The sequence below is a fragment of the Streptomyces parvus genome, from assembly GCF_032121415.1.
GTDB lineage: Bacteria > Actinomycetota > Actinomycetes > Streptomycetales > Streptomycetaceae > Streptomyces > Streptomyces globisporus_A.
In genome coordinates this window covers 5,311,490-5,328,988 of the sequence record NZ_CP135079.1, presented here as the reverse complement: position 1 = coordinate 5,328,988, position 17,499 = coordinate 5,311,490, and the positions used below count along the sequence as shown (strand labels likewise).

Genomic DNA, 17,499 nt, shown 5'->3' with positions numbered 1-17,499 from the left:
TCATGGTAGCCGCACCCCGCGCGTCACCACACCCTGTCACCACGATGTCACTGTGCACATACCGCAAACGCGGTGGGAGACCAGAAGGTTCCCCGAATGCAGCGCGTTCACACCCGTTCGAGCACAGTCGGTCAACAACTCACGCTAATTCAATCAATCCTCGATCACTCTCCGTGCATCCACTGCTCCATCACCGCAAGCAGATGATCAGGGTCGACCGGCTTCGTCACATAGTCGGAAGCTCCGCAATCGATGGCCTTCTCCCGGTCGCCCTTCATCGCCTTCGCGGTGAGCGCGACGATCGGCAGCCCGGCGAACTGCGGCATCCGCCGGATCGCGGTCGTCGTCGCGTACCCGTCCATCTCGGGCATCATGATGTCCATCAGCACGACCGTCACATCGTCGTGCTGCTCCAGGACTTCGATGCCCTCACGGCCGTTCTCCGCGTACAGCACGGAGAGCCCGTGCTGCTCCAGCACGCTGGTGAGCGCGAAGACGTTACGGATGTCGTCGTCGACGATGAGCACCTTCTCGCCCCGGAAGCGGAACGTCCGCCGGGGCGCCGGCTCGGCCGCCGCACCCTGCTCCTGCGCCTGGCTCTCGCCCTGGCTCCCCTGCACCCACTCCTCCTGCTGCGGAGCGTTCCCGGACGCCGTGCGCCCGGCCGGCAGCGCGGGCTTGCGGGCCGCGTCCCCCAGGGCCTTGCGCCGCCTGCGGAACACCCCGGCGGAGTTGGCCGGGTCGCCGTACGGAGCCGACTGGCCCTGCGGCGACTGCGCCTGCCCCATCTCACCCGCGCCGCCCAGCACCTCGGCGGAACCGGAACCCACCGAGGGGTAGCCCTGGGGCGGCAGTTCGGCACGGTGCAGCGGCAGGTACAGGGTGAAGGTCGAGCCCCGTCCGGGCTCGCTCGCCGCATGGATCTCGCCGCCGAGCAGCCGCGCGATCTCCCGGCTGATGGAGAGACCGAGACCGGTGCCGCCGTACTTCCGGCTCGTCGTGCCGTCCGCCTGCTTGAACGCCTCGAAGATCACCAGCATCTTGCTGGACGCGATCCCGATCCCGGTGTCGGTGACCGAGAAGGCGATCAGATCGGCGTCCGCGTCCCGCAGCGAACCCGACTCCAGCAGATGCTCCCGGATCGCGTTCGGCACATCGGCGCCGGCCGGACGGATCACCAGCTCCACCGCACCGGTGTCGGTGAACTTCACCGCGTTGGACAGCAGGTTGCGCAACACCTGGAGCAGCCGCTGCTCGTCGGTGTGCAGCGTCGCGGGCAGCTCCGGCGACACCCGTACGGAGAAGTCGAGCCCCTTCTCCGCGGTGAGCGGGCGGAAGGTCGCCTCCACGTAGTCGACCAGCTGGACCAGCGCGATCCGGGTCGGACTGACATCCATCTTGCCCGCCTCGACCTTCGAGAGGTCGAGGATGTCGTTGATCAGCTGGAGCAGGTCGGATCCGGCCCCGTGGATCGTCTCGGCGAACTCCACCTGCTTCGGCGAGAGGTTTCCCTCGGCGTTGTCCGCCAGCAACTTGGCCAGAATCAGCAGCGAGTTGAGCGGGGTGCGCAGCTCGTGCGACATGTTCGCCAGGAACTCGGACTTGTAGCGCATCGAGACCGCGAGCTGCTCGGCGCGCTCCTCCAGCACCTGCCGCGCCTCCTCGATCTCGGTGTTCTTCACCTCGATGTCGCGGTTCTGTTGGGCCAGCAGCTCGGCCTTCTCCTCCAGTTCGGCGTTGGACGCCTGGAGGGCCTTCTGCCGGTTCTCCAACTCCTGCGAGCGGTCACGCAGTTGCTCGGTCAGCTCCTGCGACTGCTCCAGCAGCTTCTCGGTCTTGGTGTTGACGCTGATCGTGTTGACGCTCGTCGCGATCATCTCGGCGAGCTGGTTGAGGAAGTCACGCTGGATGTGCGTGAACGGCTGGAAGGAGGCCAGCTCGATCACCCCGAGGACCTTGCCCTCGAAGAGCACCGGCAGCACGATCACATGCGCCGGAGGGGCCTCCCCGAGACCGGAGGAGATCTTCAGATACCCCGGCGGCACATTGTCCACCTGGATCGTCCGCTTCTCCTCGGCCGCCGTCCCGATGAGCGTTTCGCCGGGCCGGAACGAGGTCGGCATCGAACCCGCCGAGTAGCCGTAACTCCCCCGCATCCGCAGCTCGTACGAGCCGTCCTCGCCGTTGTCCGGACCGACCTCGTCCGAGTCGCCCGGGGCCATCGCCAGGAAGAACGCCCCGTGCTGCGCCGAGACCACCGGCGTCAGCTCGCTCATGATCAGCGAGGCCACGTCGTCCAGATCGCGGCGGCCCTGCATCAGACCCGAGATCCGGGCGAGGTTGCCCTTCAGCCAGTCCTGCTCCTTGTTGGCGAGGGTCGTGTCGCGGAGGTTCGCGATCATCGTGTTGATGTTGTCCTGGAGGACCTGGATCTCCCCGGCAGCGTCCACATCGATCTTGAGGTTCAGATCGCCGCGGGTCACCGCGGTGGCGACGGCCGCGATGGCGCGCACCTGCCGGGTCAGGTTCCCGGCCATCTCGTTCACCGACTCGGTGAGGTCGCGCCAGGTGCCGTCCACGTCCCGCACCCGTGCCTGACCGCCCAACTGCCCCTCGGTACCCACCTCGCGGGCCACCCGGGTCACCTGCTCGGCGAACGAGGACAGCTGGTCGACCATCGTGTTGATGGTGTTCTTCAGCTCCAGGATCTCACCGCGCGCGTCGATGTCGATCTTCTTGGTCAGATCGCCCTTGGCGATGGCGGTGGTGACCGTGGCGATCTGCCGCACCTGGCCGGTCAGGTTGGAGGCCATCGAGTTCACGGACTCGGTGAGGTCCTTCCACGTACCGGCGACCCCCGGCACCCGGGCCTGGCCGCCCAGTTCGCCTTCCGTACCCACCTCACGGGCCACCCGCGTGACCTCGTCGGCGAACGAGGACAGCGTCGTCACCATCGTGTTGAACGTGTCGGCCAGCTCCGCGACCTCGCCGCGCGCCTCCACGGTGACCTTCTTCGTCAGATCGCCGTTGGCGACCGCGGAGGAGACCCGGGAGATGTTGCGCACCTGGCTGGTCAGGTTGTTGGCCATCAGGTTGACGTTCTCGCTGAGGTCCTTCCAGATGCCGGTCGCCCCGCGCACCCGCGCCTGGCCTCCGAGGATCCCCTCGGTGCCCACCTCGCGGGCGACCCGGGTGACCTCGTCGGCGAAGTTCAGCAGCTGGTCGACCATCGTGTTGACGGTCGTGACCAGTTCGAGGATCTCGCCCTTGGCGTCGACGGTGATCTTCTTCGAGAGATCGCCCTTGGCGACCGCGGTGGTGACCTCGGCGATGTTGCGGACCTGGAGGGTCAGGTTGTTCGCCATGCCGTTGACGGACTGGGTGAGGTCCTTCCAGGTACCGGAGACCCCCTGCACCTCGGCCTGACCGCCGAGGATGCCCTCCGTACCCACCTCACGGGCGACCCGCGTCACCTGCTCCGCGAAGTTGGACAGCTGGTCCACCATCGTGTTGAGGGTGTTCTTCAGCTCCAGGATCTCGCCCCGGGCGTCCACGTCGATCTTCTGCGACAGGTCACCGCGCGCCACCGCCGTGGCGACCTGCGCGATGTTACGGACCTGAGCGGTGAGGTTCCCCGCCATCCCGTTCACCGAATCGGTCAGATCGCGCCACACTCCGGCCACACCGGGCACCTGCGCCTGACCGCCGAGGCGGCCGTCCGTACCCACCTCGCGGGCCACCCTGGTGACCTGGTCGGCGAAGGCGGAGAGCTGGTCGACCATGGTGTTGATGGTGTTCTTGAGCTCCAGGATCTCGCCCCGGGCGTCCACGTCGATCTTCTGGGACAGGTCGCCCCGCGCCACCGCCGTCGTCACCTGCGCGATCTGCCTCACCTGGGAGGTGAGGTTCCCGGCCATGGAGTTGACGGAGTCCGTCAGCTCCTTCCACGTACCCGAGACGCCGTCCACGCGCGCCTGACCGCCGAGGCGGCCCTCGGTGCCCACGTCCCGGGCCATCCGCGTCACCTGGTCGGCGAAGCTGGAGAGCTGCGCCACCATCGTGTTGACGGTGTTCTTCAACTCCAGCATCTCGCCGGCCACGTCGACCGTGACCTTCTGCGACAGGTCACCGTTGGCGACCGCCGTGGTGACCTGCGCGATGTCCCGGACCTGACCGGTCAGGTTGCGGAACGCGGTGTTCACCGAGTCGGTGAGGTCCTTCCAGGTCCCCGCCGCACCCGGCACCTCGGCCTGTCCGCCGAGCCGGCCCTCGACGCCGACCTCCCGGGCCACCCGGGTCACCTCGGAACCGAAGGACTGGAGCTGGTCCACCATCGTGTTGACGGTGTTCTTCAGCTCCAGCATCTCCCCGGCCACGTCGACCGTGACCTTCTGGGACATGTCGCCGCTGGCCACGGCGGTCGTCACCTGCGCGATGTCGCGCACCTGCGTCGTCAGATTGCGGAAGACCGTGTTCACCGAGTCGGTGAGGTCCTTCCACGTCCCGGCGGCACCGGGCACCTGCGCCTGACCGCCGAGGAGCCCCTCGCCACCGACCTCGCTCGCCACGCGGGTCACTTCGTCCGCGAAGGTCCGCAGCGTCTCGGTCATCTGGTTGATCGTCTCGGCGAGCTGCGCGACCTCACCGCGCGCGCTCACCGTGACCTTCTGCGTCAGGTCACCGCTGGCGACCGCCGTCGTCACCTCCGCGATCCCGCGTACCTGGGAGGTGAGGTTGCCCGCCATCGTGTTGACGGAGTCGGTGAGGTCCTTCCACACACCGGCCACACCCGGCACGGTCGCCTGGCCGCCCAGCTCGCCCTCCGTACCCACCTCACGGGCGACGCGCGTCACCTCGGAGGAGAACGAGGACAGCTGGTCGACCATCGTGTTGACGGTGTTCTTCAGCTGGAGCATCTCACCGGCCACATGGACGGTGACCTTCCGCGACAGATCACCCTTGGCGACCGCCGTCGTCACCAGCGCGATGTCCCGCACCTGGGCCGTCAGCCGGTACGCCATGGTGTTCACGGAGTCCGTGAGGTCCTTCCAGGACCCGGACATCCCCCGCACCTGCGCCTGGCCCCCGAGCTTGCCCTCGGTGCCCACCTCGACGGCGACCCGGGTCACCTGCTCGGTGAAGACCGACAGCTGGTCGACCAGGTTGTTGACCGTACGGGCGACCTTCAGGAACTCACCGCGCAGCGGCCGCACCGTCTCGTCCTGCGTGTGCGAGCGCAGCTCCATCCGCTGCTCCAGGTCGCCGTCGGCGACCGCCGACAGGACCCGGCCCACTTCGGAGACCGGTCGCGCGAGATCGTCGACGAGCTCGTTGGAGGCGTCGATCGCGGCGGCCCAGGAGCCCTCACAGGCGCCCGTCTCCAGCCGCTCCGTGAGCTTGCCCTCGCGCCCGACCACCCGCCGTACACGCGCCAGCTCGCCGGTGAGGTGGAGATTCCGGTCGGCGACCTCGTTGAAGACCGCCGCGATCTCCGTCATCACACCGTCGCCCGAGACGGTGAGCCGCCTGCGGAAATTGCCGTCGCGCATCGCCACGAGGCCCGCGAGCACTCTGTTCAGAGCTGCCGCGTCCACTTCGACGGTGCCATTGCGCTGCTTTTTCACGGACTGTCCGCCTTTTGTACGCGTCTGCGAACCCTGCGCCGCCACGCCAGACTCCACCGTGTCCCTCCCGCAGGGGTTGACCGTTTCACTCGGGCCTATCCGGAAGCTTGCCCAGTTCCACTTTGGCTCACCGCCACAGCACACCGTCAACGGGTGACCGGGCGGACGTCAAATCGTTGCAACGTACCAGGCCGGGACAGGTCCGCGGGGAACCTGTACCGGTTGCACCCCATCCCTTGCACCAGGAGTCCATACTTGTGCGCCCGCGCACCACCACCGGGGCGACTTGTCCCGAACTCGGCCCTCGTGTACCCGGCACCCTCGGCGAACGTCTAGCCTGGCAAGCGAATCGAAGCGGCGATAAACGGGCACAGGACTCGGGGAAGCGACGAGACACCAATATGGGGAGTGCTGTGATCACCGCGCGCGCGGCCGCCACCTTCGAACCGGTCGGGCGCTCGGTCGCGACCGCCCGCGCCTTCGTCCGGGACACGCTCCAGGGGTGGGGCTACAACGATGTCGTCGACGACGCCGTCGTCCTCACCAGTGAGCTCGTGACCAACGCCGTCATCCACGCGGGGACGGCGGCCGACGTCCTGTGCCTGCGCACCGAGGAAGGCGTCCGCGTCGAGGTCTCCGACCACTACCCGGAACGCGAGGTCCCGCTCCAGAGCACCGCCCTCGACTTCGGCAGCCCGGACCGCGAGAACGGCCGCGGTCTGCTGCTCTGCGCCGCCCTGGCCTCCCGCTGGGGCGTCGAGTACTCCCCCACCCGCAAGCACGTCTGGTTCCAGCTGGACCTGCCCGACCGGCCCGTGGGCATCCGCTCCGCCGGCCCGGTCCTGCCCACCTCGCTCCTCCCGGTCACCGACCAGCGCATCCGGGTCGCCGTCGTCCAGATCGACAGCGAGGGCGCGATCAGCGCGTGGAACGACGACGCCGCGTACGTCTTCGGGCACACCGCGGAGCAGGTCACCGGGAAGCAGTTCACCGACTTCGTGGCCTGGCCGCACACGCCGGGCACCAACACCGGCATCGCCGACGCCCTCCAGCTCTCCCGCTGGGAGGGCAGCTACGGCATCCGCGGCGCGGACGGCCGGACCATCGCCGTCTACGCCTCGCACCTGCGGGTCCGCGACACCGGCGGCGACCCGTCCACGGTCTGCCTCCTCGTCCGCGACGACGAGCGCGCCGTCCTCCAGACCCCGGTCCGCGCCCCGGTCTCCGACGCCTCGTCCGACAGCCGCACCGCGGACCCGTTCGAGGTCTTCATCGGCTCCCCCGCCCCCGACGACCTCGACGGCCTCCTCCAGCGGACGGTCGAGCGCGCCCGCGACATGCTCGACGCCGACGCCGCGTTCCTCCTCCTGGCCACCGACGACGAGACGGAGCTGGAGGTCCGCGCGACAACGGGCCTCCCCTCGGCCCGCCAGCGCTTCGCCCGCGTCCCCGTCGAAGCGGGAACGGGACGCTACGGCTCCGCCCGCATGCCGGCCGTCCACGAGGACCTCACCGCCGTCCGCGGCGCCGTCCCGCTCCTCACCGACACCGGGATGCGCTCGGTCGTCACGGTCCCGCTGAAGGTCGAGGGCCGGCTCACCGGCTCCCTCGGCGTCGCGGCGGAGGGCGCGGGCCGCTACTCGAACGAGGAGGCCCTGCGCCTTCAGTTCGCCGCGGACCGCATCGCGCTGGCCGTGGAGTCCGCCCGCCTCGGCGAGCTGGAACGGCTGCGCCGCGGCTCCCTGTCCTTCCTCGTCGAGGCCTCCGACCTGCTGGCCGGCACGCTCGACCGGGACCAGACGCTGGCGCTCATGGCGCAGATGACGGTCCCGACCCTGGCCACCTGGTGCGCCGTCTACACGATCGCGGACCAGTCCTCCGAGCCGTACCTCTCGTATGTGCTCCATGAGGACGAGGACCTCATCGACGGCCTCAAGGCCCTGCTCTCGAAGATCGACCCGCCGGATCCGGTCCCGACCCCGGGCGCCCGCGTCTGGGCCGCCCCTTCGGAGGCGGGCCACCGCGCGGCCCTGTCCACGTCGACCCGCAGTCTGGCCCACGACGCGCCGCTGAGCATGAGTACGGCCACGCGCACGACGCTCGCCACGGCCCAGGCGGTCGGCGGCGAGACGGTGGTCCTTCCGCTGGTCGCCCGCAACCGCGTGATCGGCATGCTGACGCTCGGGAAGCCCTCGGACGACCACTTCCGCCAGGAGATCCTGGAACTGGCCGAGGACCTGTCCCGCCGGGCCGCCCTGGCCCTGGACAACGCCCGCCTGTATTCGGAGCGCATGGCGATCAGCCAGTCCCTCCAGCGCAGCCTGCTGCCCCCGGGCCTCCCCGACGTGCCGAACGTCGAGATCGAGGTCATCTACCGCGCCGCGGGCGAGGGCAACGAGGTCGGCGGCGACTTCTACGACGTCTTCCCGATCCGCGACGGCGCGTACGGCTTCGCCATCGGCGACGTCTGCGGTACGGGCCCCGAGGCGGCCGCCGTCACGGGCCTGGCCCGCCATGCGCTGCGCCTGCTGGCCCGCGAGGGCTTCGACGGCCCGGCGGTCCTGGAGCGCCTCAACGCGGCGATCCTCGACGAGGGCACCCGCAGCCGCTTCCTGACCCTGCTCTACGGCGAGCTGTGGCCCCAGGAGGACGGCAGCGCCCTCCTGAAGGTGGTCTGCGCCGGCCACCCGCTGCCACTGCGGCTGCGTCAGGACGGATCCGTGGAGTCCGCCGCGGAACCGCAGCCCCTGCTCGGCGTACTCGACGACCTCGAGCTGTACGAGCAGGAGGTCGTCCTCAACCCCGGCGACGTCCTCCTGTGCGTCACGGACGGCGTCACCGAACGCCGCGAGGGAACCCGCATGCTGGGCGACGACGGCCTCGCGGACGTCCTGTCGACGTGTACGGGCCTGACGGCCGGAGCGGTCGCCGCACGCATCCTGCGGGCCGTGGAACGCTTCGCCGCCGAGCCGGCCTCGGACGATATGGCGATCCTGGCCATGCGCGTCCCGGAGCCTCCCCTCGTCTGACTCCCGCGACTCCCGCCTGCTCCGCTTCAACGCGAAAGGCCCCCGCCGTGTGGCGGGGGCCTTTCGTTGTTCCGAGCCCCAATGCGGAATCGAACCGCAGACCTTCTCCTTACCATGGAGACGCTCTACCGACTGAGCTATTGGGGCCTCGTTGCGCTGTGGCAACGAGGTAAACCATACACGGGATCAGGGGATACGCATAATCGCGATCGCAGGGACAGATAAGCCGCCGGCCGGGTCCGGAACGCAGAAAAGCCCCGCACCAAAAGGTGCGGGGCTTCCCCGGAAAAATTGTTCGGCGGCGTCCTACTCTCCCACAGGGTCCCCCCTGCAGTACCATCGGCGCTGAAAGGCTTAGCTTCCGGGTTCGGAATGTAACCGGGCGTTTCCCTAACGCAATGACCACCGAAACACTATGAAAATTTGAACACCGGGCAACAACACGGCTGTTCGTTATTTCAGAACTAACACAGTGGACGCGAGCAACTGAGGACAAGCCCTCGGCCTATTAGTACCAGTCAGCTCCACCCGTTACCGGGCTTCCACATCTGGCCTATCAACCCAGTCGTCTACTGGGAGCCTTAACCCCTCAAGAGGGTGGGAATACTCATCTCGAAGCAGGCTTCCCGCTTAGATGCTTTCAGCGGTTATCCTTTCCGAACGTAGCCAACCAGCCATGCCCTTGGCAGGACAACTGGCACACCAGAGGTTCGTCCGTCCCGGTCCTCTCGTACTAGGGACAGCCCTTCTCAATATTCCTACGCGCACAGCGGATAGGGACCGAACTGTCTCACGACGTTCTAAACCCAGCTCGCGTACCGCTTTAATGGGCGAACAGCCCAACCCTTGGGACCGACTCCAGCCCCAGGATGCGACGAGCCGACATCGAGGTGCCAAACCATCCCGTCGATATGGACTCTTGGGGAAGATCAGCCTGTTATCCCCGGGGTACCTTTTATCCGTTGAGCGACAGCGCTTCCACAAGCCACTGCCGGATCACTAGTCCCGACTTTCGTCCCTGCTCGACCCGTCGGTCTCACAGTCAAGCTCCCTTGTGCACTTACACTCAACACCTGATTACCAACCAGGCTGAGGGAACCTTTGGGCGCCTCCGTTACTCTTTAGGAGGCAACCGCCCCAGTTAAACTACCCATCAGACACTGTCCCTGATCCGGATCACGGACCCAGGTTAGACATCCAGCACGACCAGAGTGGTATTTCAACGGCGACTCCACAACCACTGGCGTGGCCGCTTCACAGTCTCCCACCTATCCTACACAAGCCGAACCGAACACCAATATCAAACTATAGTAAAGGTCCCGGGGTCTTTCCGTCCTGCTGCGCGAAACGAGCATCTTTACTCGTAGTGCAATTTCACCGGGCCTATGGTTGAGACAGTCGAGAAGTCGTTACGCCATTCGTGCAGGTCGGAACTTACCCGACAAGGAATTTCGCTACCTTAGGATGGTTATAGTTACCACCGCCGTTTACTGGCGCTTAAGTTCTCAGCTTCGCCACCCCGAAGAGCAGCTAACCGGTCCCCTTAACGTTCCAGCACCGGGCAGGCGTCAGTCCGTATACATCGCCTTACGGCTTCGCACGGACCTGTGTTTTTAGTAAACAGTCGCTTCTCGCTGGTCTCTGCGGCCACCCCCAGCTCACCGAGTAAATCGGATCACCAAGAATGGCCCCCCTTCTCCCGAAGTTACGGGGGCATTTTGCCGAGTTCCTTAACCATAGTTCACCCGAACGCCTCGGTATTCTCTACCTGACCACCTGAGTCGGTTTAGGGTACGGGCCGCCATGAAACTCGCTAGAGGCTTTTCTCGACAGCATAGGATCATCCACTTCACCACAATCGGCTCGGCATCAGGTCTCAGACTCATGCACGACGGATTTACCTACCGTGCGTCCTACACCCTTACCCCGGGACAACCACCGCCCGGGCTGGACTACCTTCCTGCGTCACCCCATCGCTTACCTACTACAAGTCTGGTTCATCGGCTCCACCACTACCCTCAACTCCGAAGAGATCGGGCCGGCTTCACGGACTTAGCATCGCCTGATTCAGTACTGGGCGTTTCAAAGCGGGTACCGGAATATCAACCGGTTGTCCATCGACTACGCCTGTCGGCCTCGCCTTAGGTCCCGACTTACCCTGGGCAGATCAGCTTGACCCAGGAACCCTTAGTCAATCGGCGCACACGTTTCTCACGTGTGTATCGCTACTCATGCCTGCATTCTCACTCGTGAACCGTCCACAACTCGCTTCCGCGGCTGCTTCACCCGGCACACGACGCTCCCCTACCCATCCACACAGGCGTTGGCCCTATATGTGTGAATGACACGACTTCGGCGGTACGCTTGAGCCCCGCTACATTGTCGGCGCGGAATCACTTGACCAGTGAGCTATTACGCACTCTTTCAAGGGTGGCTGCTTCTAAGCCAACCTCCTGGTTGTCTCTGCGACTCCACATCCTTTCCCACTTAGCGTACGCTTAGGGGCCTTAGTCGATGCTCTGGGCTGTTTCCCTCTCGACCATGGAGCTTATCCCCCACAGTCTCACTGCCGCGCTCTCACTTACCGGCATTCGGAGTTTGGCTAAGGTCAGTAACCCGGTAGGGCCCATCGCCTATCCAGTGCTCTACCTCCGGCAAGAAACACACGACGCTGCACCTAAATGCATTTCGGGGAGAACCAGCTATCACGGAGTTTGATTGGCCTTTCACCCCTAACCACAGGTCATCCCCCAGGTTTTCAACCCTGGTGGGTTCGGTCCTCCACGAAGTCTTACCTCCGCTTCAACCTGCCCATGGCTAGATCACTCCGCTTCGGGTCTAGAGCGTGCAACTCAAACGCCCTATTCGGACTCGCTTTCGCTACGGCTTCCCCACACGGGTTAACCTCGCTACACACCGCTAACTCGCAGGCTCATTCTTCAAAAGGCACGCAGTCACGACTGCATGTGCAAGCACACACAGCGACGCTCCCACGGCTTGTAGGCACACGGTTTCAGGTACTATTTCACTCCGCTCCCGCGGTACTTTTCACCATTCCCTCACGGTACTATCCGCTATCGGTCACCAGGGAATATTTAGGCTTAGCGGGTGGTCCCGCCAGATTCACACGGGATTTCTCGGGCCCCGTGCTACTTGGGTGTCTCTCAAACAAGCCGCTGATGTTTCAGCTACGGGGGTCTTACCCTCTACGCCGGACCTTTCGCATGTCCTTCGCCTACATCAACGGTTTCTGACTCGTCTCACAGCCGGCAGACCGTAAAAGAGAGATCCCACAACCCCGCATGCGCAACCCCTGCCGGGTATCACACGCATACGGTTTGGCCTCATCCAGTTTCGCTCGCCACTACTCCCGGAATCACGGTTGTTTTCTCTTCCTGAGGGTACTGAGATGTTTCACTTCCCCTCGTTCCCTCCACACTGCCTATGTGTTCAGCAGCGGGTGACAGCCCATGACGACTGCCGGGTTTCCCCATTCGGAAACCCCCGGATCAAAGCTTGGTTGACAGCTCCCCGGGGACTATCGTGGCCTCCCACGTCCTTCATCGGTTCCTGGTGCCAAGGCATCCACCGTGCGCCCTTAAAAACTTGGCCACAGATGCTCGCGTCCACTGTGCAGTTCTCAAACAACGACCAGCCACCCACCACCCCACCCGCAACGGATGAGTTCACTGGGGCCGGATCAGAAGGAACAACCATAACGGCCGCACCCTCAGACACCCAACAACGTGCCCGACACAATCAACCCGTTCCCGTTTTCCACGCCGAAGCAGTACTCACGAAACCGTGCTCATCGTGCCGAATAGTCAACGTTCCACCCATGAGCAACCAGCACCGGACATTCGCCGATGTACTGGCCTCTGACCAAACCGAAGCCTGGTAAGAAATGCTCCTTAGAAAGGAGGTGATCCAGCCGCACCTTCCGGTACGGCTACCTTGTTACGACTTCGTCCCAATCGCCAGTCCCACCTTCGACAGCTCCCTCCCACAAGGGGTTGGGCCACCGGCTTCGGGTGTTACCGACTTTCGTGACGTGACGGGCGGTGTGTACAAGGCCCGGGAACGTATTCACCGCAGCAATGCTGATCTGCGATTACTAGCAACTCCGACTTCATGGGGTCGAGTTGCAGACCCCAATCCGAACTGAGACCGGCTTTTTGAGATTCGCTCCGCCTCACGGCATCGCAGCTCATTGTACCGGCCATTGTAGCACGTGTGCAGCCCAAGACATAAGGGGCATGATGACTTGACGTCGTCCCCACCTTCCTCCGAGTTGACCCCGGCAGTCTCCTGTGAGTCCCCATCACCCCGAAGGGCATGCTGGCAACACAGAACAAGGGTTGCGCTCGTTGCGGGACTTAACCCAACATCTCACGACACGAGCTGACGACAGCCATGCACCACCTGTATACCGACCACAAGGGGGGCACCATCTCTGATGCTTTCCGGTATATGTCAAGCCTTGGTAAGGTTCTTCGCGTTGCGTCGAATTAAGCCACATGCTCCGCTGCTTGTGCGGGCCCCCGTCAATTCCTTTGAGTTTTAGCCTTGCGGCCGTACTCCCCAGGCGGGGAACTTAATGCGTTAGCTGCGGCACCGACGACGTGGAATGTCGCCAACACCTAGTTCCCAACGTTTACGGCGTGGACTACCAGGGTATCTAATCCTGTTCGCTCCCCACGCTTTCGCTCCTCAGCGTCAGTAATGGCCCAGAGATCCGCCTTCGCCACCGGTGTTCCTCCTGATATCTGCGCATTTCACCGCTACACCAGGAATTCCGATCTCCCCTACCACACTCTAGCTAGCCCGTATCGAATGCAGACCCGGGGTTAAGCCCCGGGCTTTCACATCCGACGTGACAAGCCGCCTACGAGCTCTTTACGCCCAATAATTCCGGACAACGCTTGCGCCCTACGTATTACCGCGGCTGCTGGCACGTAGTTAGCCGGCGCTTCTTCTGCAGGTACCGTCACTTTCGCTTCTTCCCTGCTGAAAGAGGTTTACAACCCGAAGGCCGTCATCCCTCACGCGGCGTCGCTGCATCAGGCTTTCGCCCATTGTGCAATATTCCCCACTGCTGCCTCCCGTAGGAGTCTGGGCCGTGTCTCAGTCCCAGTGTGGCCGGTCGCCCTCTCAGGCCGGCTACCCGTCGTCGCCTTGGTAGGCCATTACCCCACCAACAAGCTGATAGGCCGCGGGCTCATCCTTCACCGCCGGAGCTTTCAACCCCGTCCCATGCGGGACAGAGTGTTATCCGGTATTAGACCCCGTTTCCAGGGCTTGTCCCAGAGTGAAGGGCAGATTGCCCACGTGTTACTCACCCGTTCGCCACTAATCCACCACCGAAGCGGCTTCATCGTTCGACTTGCATGTGTTAAGCACGCCGCCAGCGTTCGTCCTGAGCCAGGATCAAACTCTCCGTGAATGTTTACCCGTAATCGGGTGCACACACACGAGAGCGGAACAACCGGTCGGAATAAGACCCGTTGTTCACAGCGTCCTCGCTGTGTTATCGCCTACCACCACCACATGGTGGCCGTAGGACTTTCAAAGGAACCACCAACCTGCCGAAGCAGGCCGGGGTATCAACATATCTGGCGTTGACTTTTGGCACGCTGTTGAGTTCTCAAGGAACGGACGCTTCCTTCGGTCCCGTATCACCGGGGCCCTCCGGGCGCTTCCCTTCGTTCTTGCGTTTCCGACTCTATCAGACTCTTTCGCGTCCGATTCCCGGTCGAAGCGGGCCGTACAGTTTCGCTTTCCAGGTTCTCCGCTTTCGCGCTTTCCCTTTCCGGCGATTCCAACTTTACCAGACTCCATTTCGTTCCGTTTCCGGTCCGAATGTGAACTCCGGTGGCCTGTGGAGTGGCCTTGCCTTTCGGCGGGCCCGACTTTATCAGAGAGTCTGAGTCGGAATTCCCGCCCCGTGCGGGGTGCCTCTGGCGCACGAGTGCGCCCGGTGCTTCCCGTTCAGGCGGAGACGTAAACGTACTGGAGCGGGGCTCCCCGATGCAAATCGAGGGCCCCGCTCCAGGTCAGGCGGTCGTGAGGGTCAGACCTCGACGACGACCGGAAGGATCATCGGGCGGCGGCGATAGGTGTCGGACACCCACTTGCCCACCGTCCGGCGGACCATCTGCTGGAGCTGGTGGGGCTCCATCACGCCGTCCTGCGCCGACTTGTCCAGGGCTTCCTGGATCTTCGGGGTGACGCCGACGAACGCGTTGTCGTCGATGCCGGAGCCGCGGGCCTGGATGTGGGGGCCGCCCACGATCTTGCCCGAGGAGCTGTCGACCACGATGAACACCGAGATGATGCCCTCGTCGCCGAGGATGCGGCGGTCCTTGAGGGAGGTCTCGGTGACGTCGCCGACGGAGAGGCCGTCGACGTAGACGTAACCGGCCTGGACCTTGCCGACGATCTTCGCCTTGCCGTCGATGAGGTCGACGACCACACCGTCCTCGGCGATGACGATGTGGTCCTTCGGTACGCCGGTGAGGGCGCCGAGCTCGGCGTTGGCCCGCAGGTGGCGCCATTCGCCGTGGACCGGCATCAGGTTCTTCGGCTTGCAGATGTTGTAGAAGTACAGCAACTCGCCGGCCGAGGCGTGGCCCGAGACGTGGACCTTGGCGTTGCCCTTGTGGACGACGTTGGCGCCCCAGCGGGTCAGGCCGTTGATCACGCGGTAGACCGCGTTCTCGTTGCCGGGGATGAGGGACGACGCCAGGATCACCGTGTCGCCGGGAACGATCCGGATCTGGTGGTCGCGGTTGGCCATCCGGGAGAGGGCCGCCATCGGCTCGCCCTGCGAACCCGTGCAGACCAGCACGACCTCGTCGTCCGGGAGGTCGTCGAGGGTCTTGACGTCGACGACCAGGCCGGCGGGAACGTTCAGATAGCCCAGGTCACGGGCGATGCCCATGTTGCGGACCATCGAGCGACCGACGAAGGCGACCCGGCGGCCGTACTCGTGGGCGGCGTCCAGAATCTGCTGGATGCGGTGCACATGGCTGGCGAAGCTCGCCACGATGATGCGCTTCTGGGCGTTGGCGAACACCGTGCGCAGGACGTTGGAGATGTCCCGCTCCGGCGGCACGAAGCCGGGGACCTCGGCGTTCGTGGAGTCGGAGAGGAGGAGGTCGATGCCCTCCTCGCTGAGGCGCGCGAACGCGTGCAGGTCGGTGAGACGGCCGTCCAGCGGAAGCTGGTCCATCTTGAAGTCACCGGTGGCCACGGCCATACCCGCAGGGGTGCGGATGGCGACGGCCAGCGCGTCCGGGATCGAGTGGTTGACCGCGATGAACTCGCAGTCGAAGACACCGATGCGCTCCCGCTGCCCTTCCTGCACCTCAAGGGTGTAGGGGCGGATGCGGTGCTCCTGGAGCTTCGCCTCGATGAGCGCGAGGGTCAGCTTCGAGCCGATGAGGGGGATGTCCGGCTTCAGGCGCAGCAGGTACGGGACACCACCGATGTGGTCCTCGTGGCCGTGCGTGAGGACGATGCCCTCGATGTCGTCCAGGCGGTCCCGGATCGTGGTGAAGTCCGGCAGGATCAGGTCGATGCCCGGCTGCTCCTCCTCGGGGAAGAGGACGCCGCAGTCGACGATGAGCAGACGGCCGCCGTACTCGAAGACCGTCATGTTGCGGCCGATCTCGCCCAGGCCGCCGAGCGGGGTGACCCGCAGGGCGCCCTTCGGGAGCTTCGGCGGGGTACCGAGTTCAGGGTGCGGATGACTCAAAAGACTCTCCTTACCACGCACGCCACGTACCGCTGAGGCACGTGGCGCGCATGTCATTCGTGCACTTGCTGTTGTCTTGGGTGGTGCCCTGGCGAGTCGCCTCGCCTGTTCTGCTGTTCAGTTGTGAAGTCCGTGATCAGAGCTCTACCCCGCCGGCGGCGAGATCGATCTTGAGCTGGGCCGTCTCCTGGGCACTGAGCTCCACCAGCGGCAGGCGCAGCGGTCCGGCCGGGAGGCCCTGGAGAGTCAGGGCGGCCTTGGTGGTGATGACGCCCTGGGTGCGGAACATGCCGGTGAAGACCGGGAGCAGCTTCTGGTGGATCTCGGTGGCCTTCTGGACGTCGCCGCTCAGGTGCGCCTCGATCAGGGCCCGCAGGTCGGGGGTGACCATGTGGCCGACGACGGAGACGAAGCCGACCGCGCCGACCGAGAGAAGCGGCAGGTTGAGCATGTCGTCGCCGGAATACCAGGCGAGGCCGGATTCGGCGATGGCCCAGCTGGCGCGGCCCAGGTCGCCCTTGGCGTCCTTGTTGGCGACGATGCGCGGGTGGTCGGCCAGCCGGACGAGCGTTTCGGTGTCGATCGGCACGCCGCTGCGGCCGGGGATGTCGTACAGCATCACGGGGAGGCCGGTGGAGTCGGCGATGGCCGTGAAGTGGCGGAGGAGGCCCTCCTGCGGCGGCTTGTTGTAGTACGGCGTCACGGCGAGCAGGCCGTGGGCACCGGTGCGCTCGGCCGTCCGGGCGAGCTCGACGCTGTGCCGGGTGTCGTTGGTGCCGATACCGGCGACGACGTGGGCCCGGTCTCCTACGGCTTCGAGGACCGCTCGTACGAGCTGGTCCTTCTCCGAATCACTGGTGGTCGGGGACTCACCGGTGGTGCCGTTGACGATCAGGCCGTCATTGCCTGCGTCCACCAGGTGGGCGGCGAGCCGCTGGGCGCCGTCGAGGTCGAGAGCGCCGTCCGCCGTGAAGGGCGTGACCATAGCGGTGAGGACCCGCCCGAAGGGGGTCTGCGGAGTGGAGATCGGAGCCATGGGTAACACGCTACTCGCTGCTCAGCGCGCGGGGTCCCCTCGGGGGGACGGGGA

Annotated in this window: 4 protein-coding genes, 1 tRNA gene and 3 rRNA genes; 1 reads left to right on the top strand and 7 read right to left on the bottom strand. The window is 65.1% G+C overall.

The genetic code is table 11. From position 1 onward, the window contains the following. Window positions 1-164: 164 nt before the first annotated feature. A complete protein-coding gene (locus RNL97_RS25045; RefSeq protein ID WP_030592282.1) occupies window positions 165-5,624 on the bottom strand; it encodes a HAMP domain-containing protein in 5,460 nt (1,819 codons plus the stop codon). 401 nt (window positions 5,625-6,025) lie between these two features. Between RNL97_RS25045 and RNL97_RS25040 the strand changes: the two genes are divergently transcribed. Further along, entirely contained in the window at window positions 6,026-8,653 is a 2,628-nt protein-coding gene (locus RNL97_RS25040; protein ID WP_243315365.1) for a SpoIIE family protein phosphatase, read from the top strand. Between the two features lie 74 nt (window positions 8,654-8,727). Here RNL97_RS25040 and RNL97_RS25035 read toward each other — a convergent pair. The 6 genes from RNL97_RS25035 to dapA form a co-directional block, all read right to left on the bottom strand. Next, window positions 8,728-8,800, bottom strand: a tRNA-Thr gene (locus RNL97_RS25035). A 146-nt stretch (window positions 8,801-8,946) separates the two neighbouring features. Then, a 5S ribosomal RNA gene (rrf, locus tag RNL97_RS25030) occupies window positions 8,947-9,063 on the bottom strand. A 78-nt stretch (window positions 9,064-9,141) separates the two neighbouring features. Then, window positions 9,142-12,265, bottom strand: a 23S ribosomal RNA gene (locus RNL97_RS25025). Between the two features lie 303 nt (window positions 12,266-12,568). Beyond that, window positions 12,569-14,096 (bottom strand): 16S ribosomal RNA (locus tag RNL97_RS25020). Together the 16S, 23S and 5S rRNA genes with 1 tRNA gene alongside form the textbook arrangement of a ribosomal RNA operon. Window positions 14,097-14,723: 627 nt before the next feature. Next, window positions 14,724-16,409 carry a ribonuclease J gene (locus RNL97_RS25015; RefSeq protein ID WP_030588136.1) on the bottom strand — a complete coding sequence of 562 codons (1,686 nt, stop codon included), beginning with the start codon at window positions 16,407-16,409 and terminating at the stop codon, window positions 14,724-14,726. 136 nt (window positions 16,410-16,545) lie between these two features. After that, a complete protein-coding gene (gene dapA / locus RNL97_RS25010) occupies window positions 16,546-17,445 on the bottom strand; it encodes a 4-hydroxy-tetrahydrodipicolinate synthase (protein WP_032789265.1) in 900 nt (299 codons plus the stop codon). Window positions 17,446-17,499: the final 54 nt, after the last annotated feature.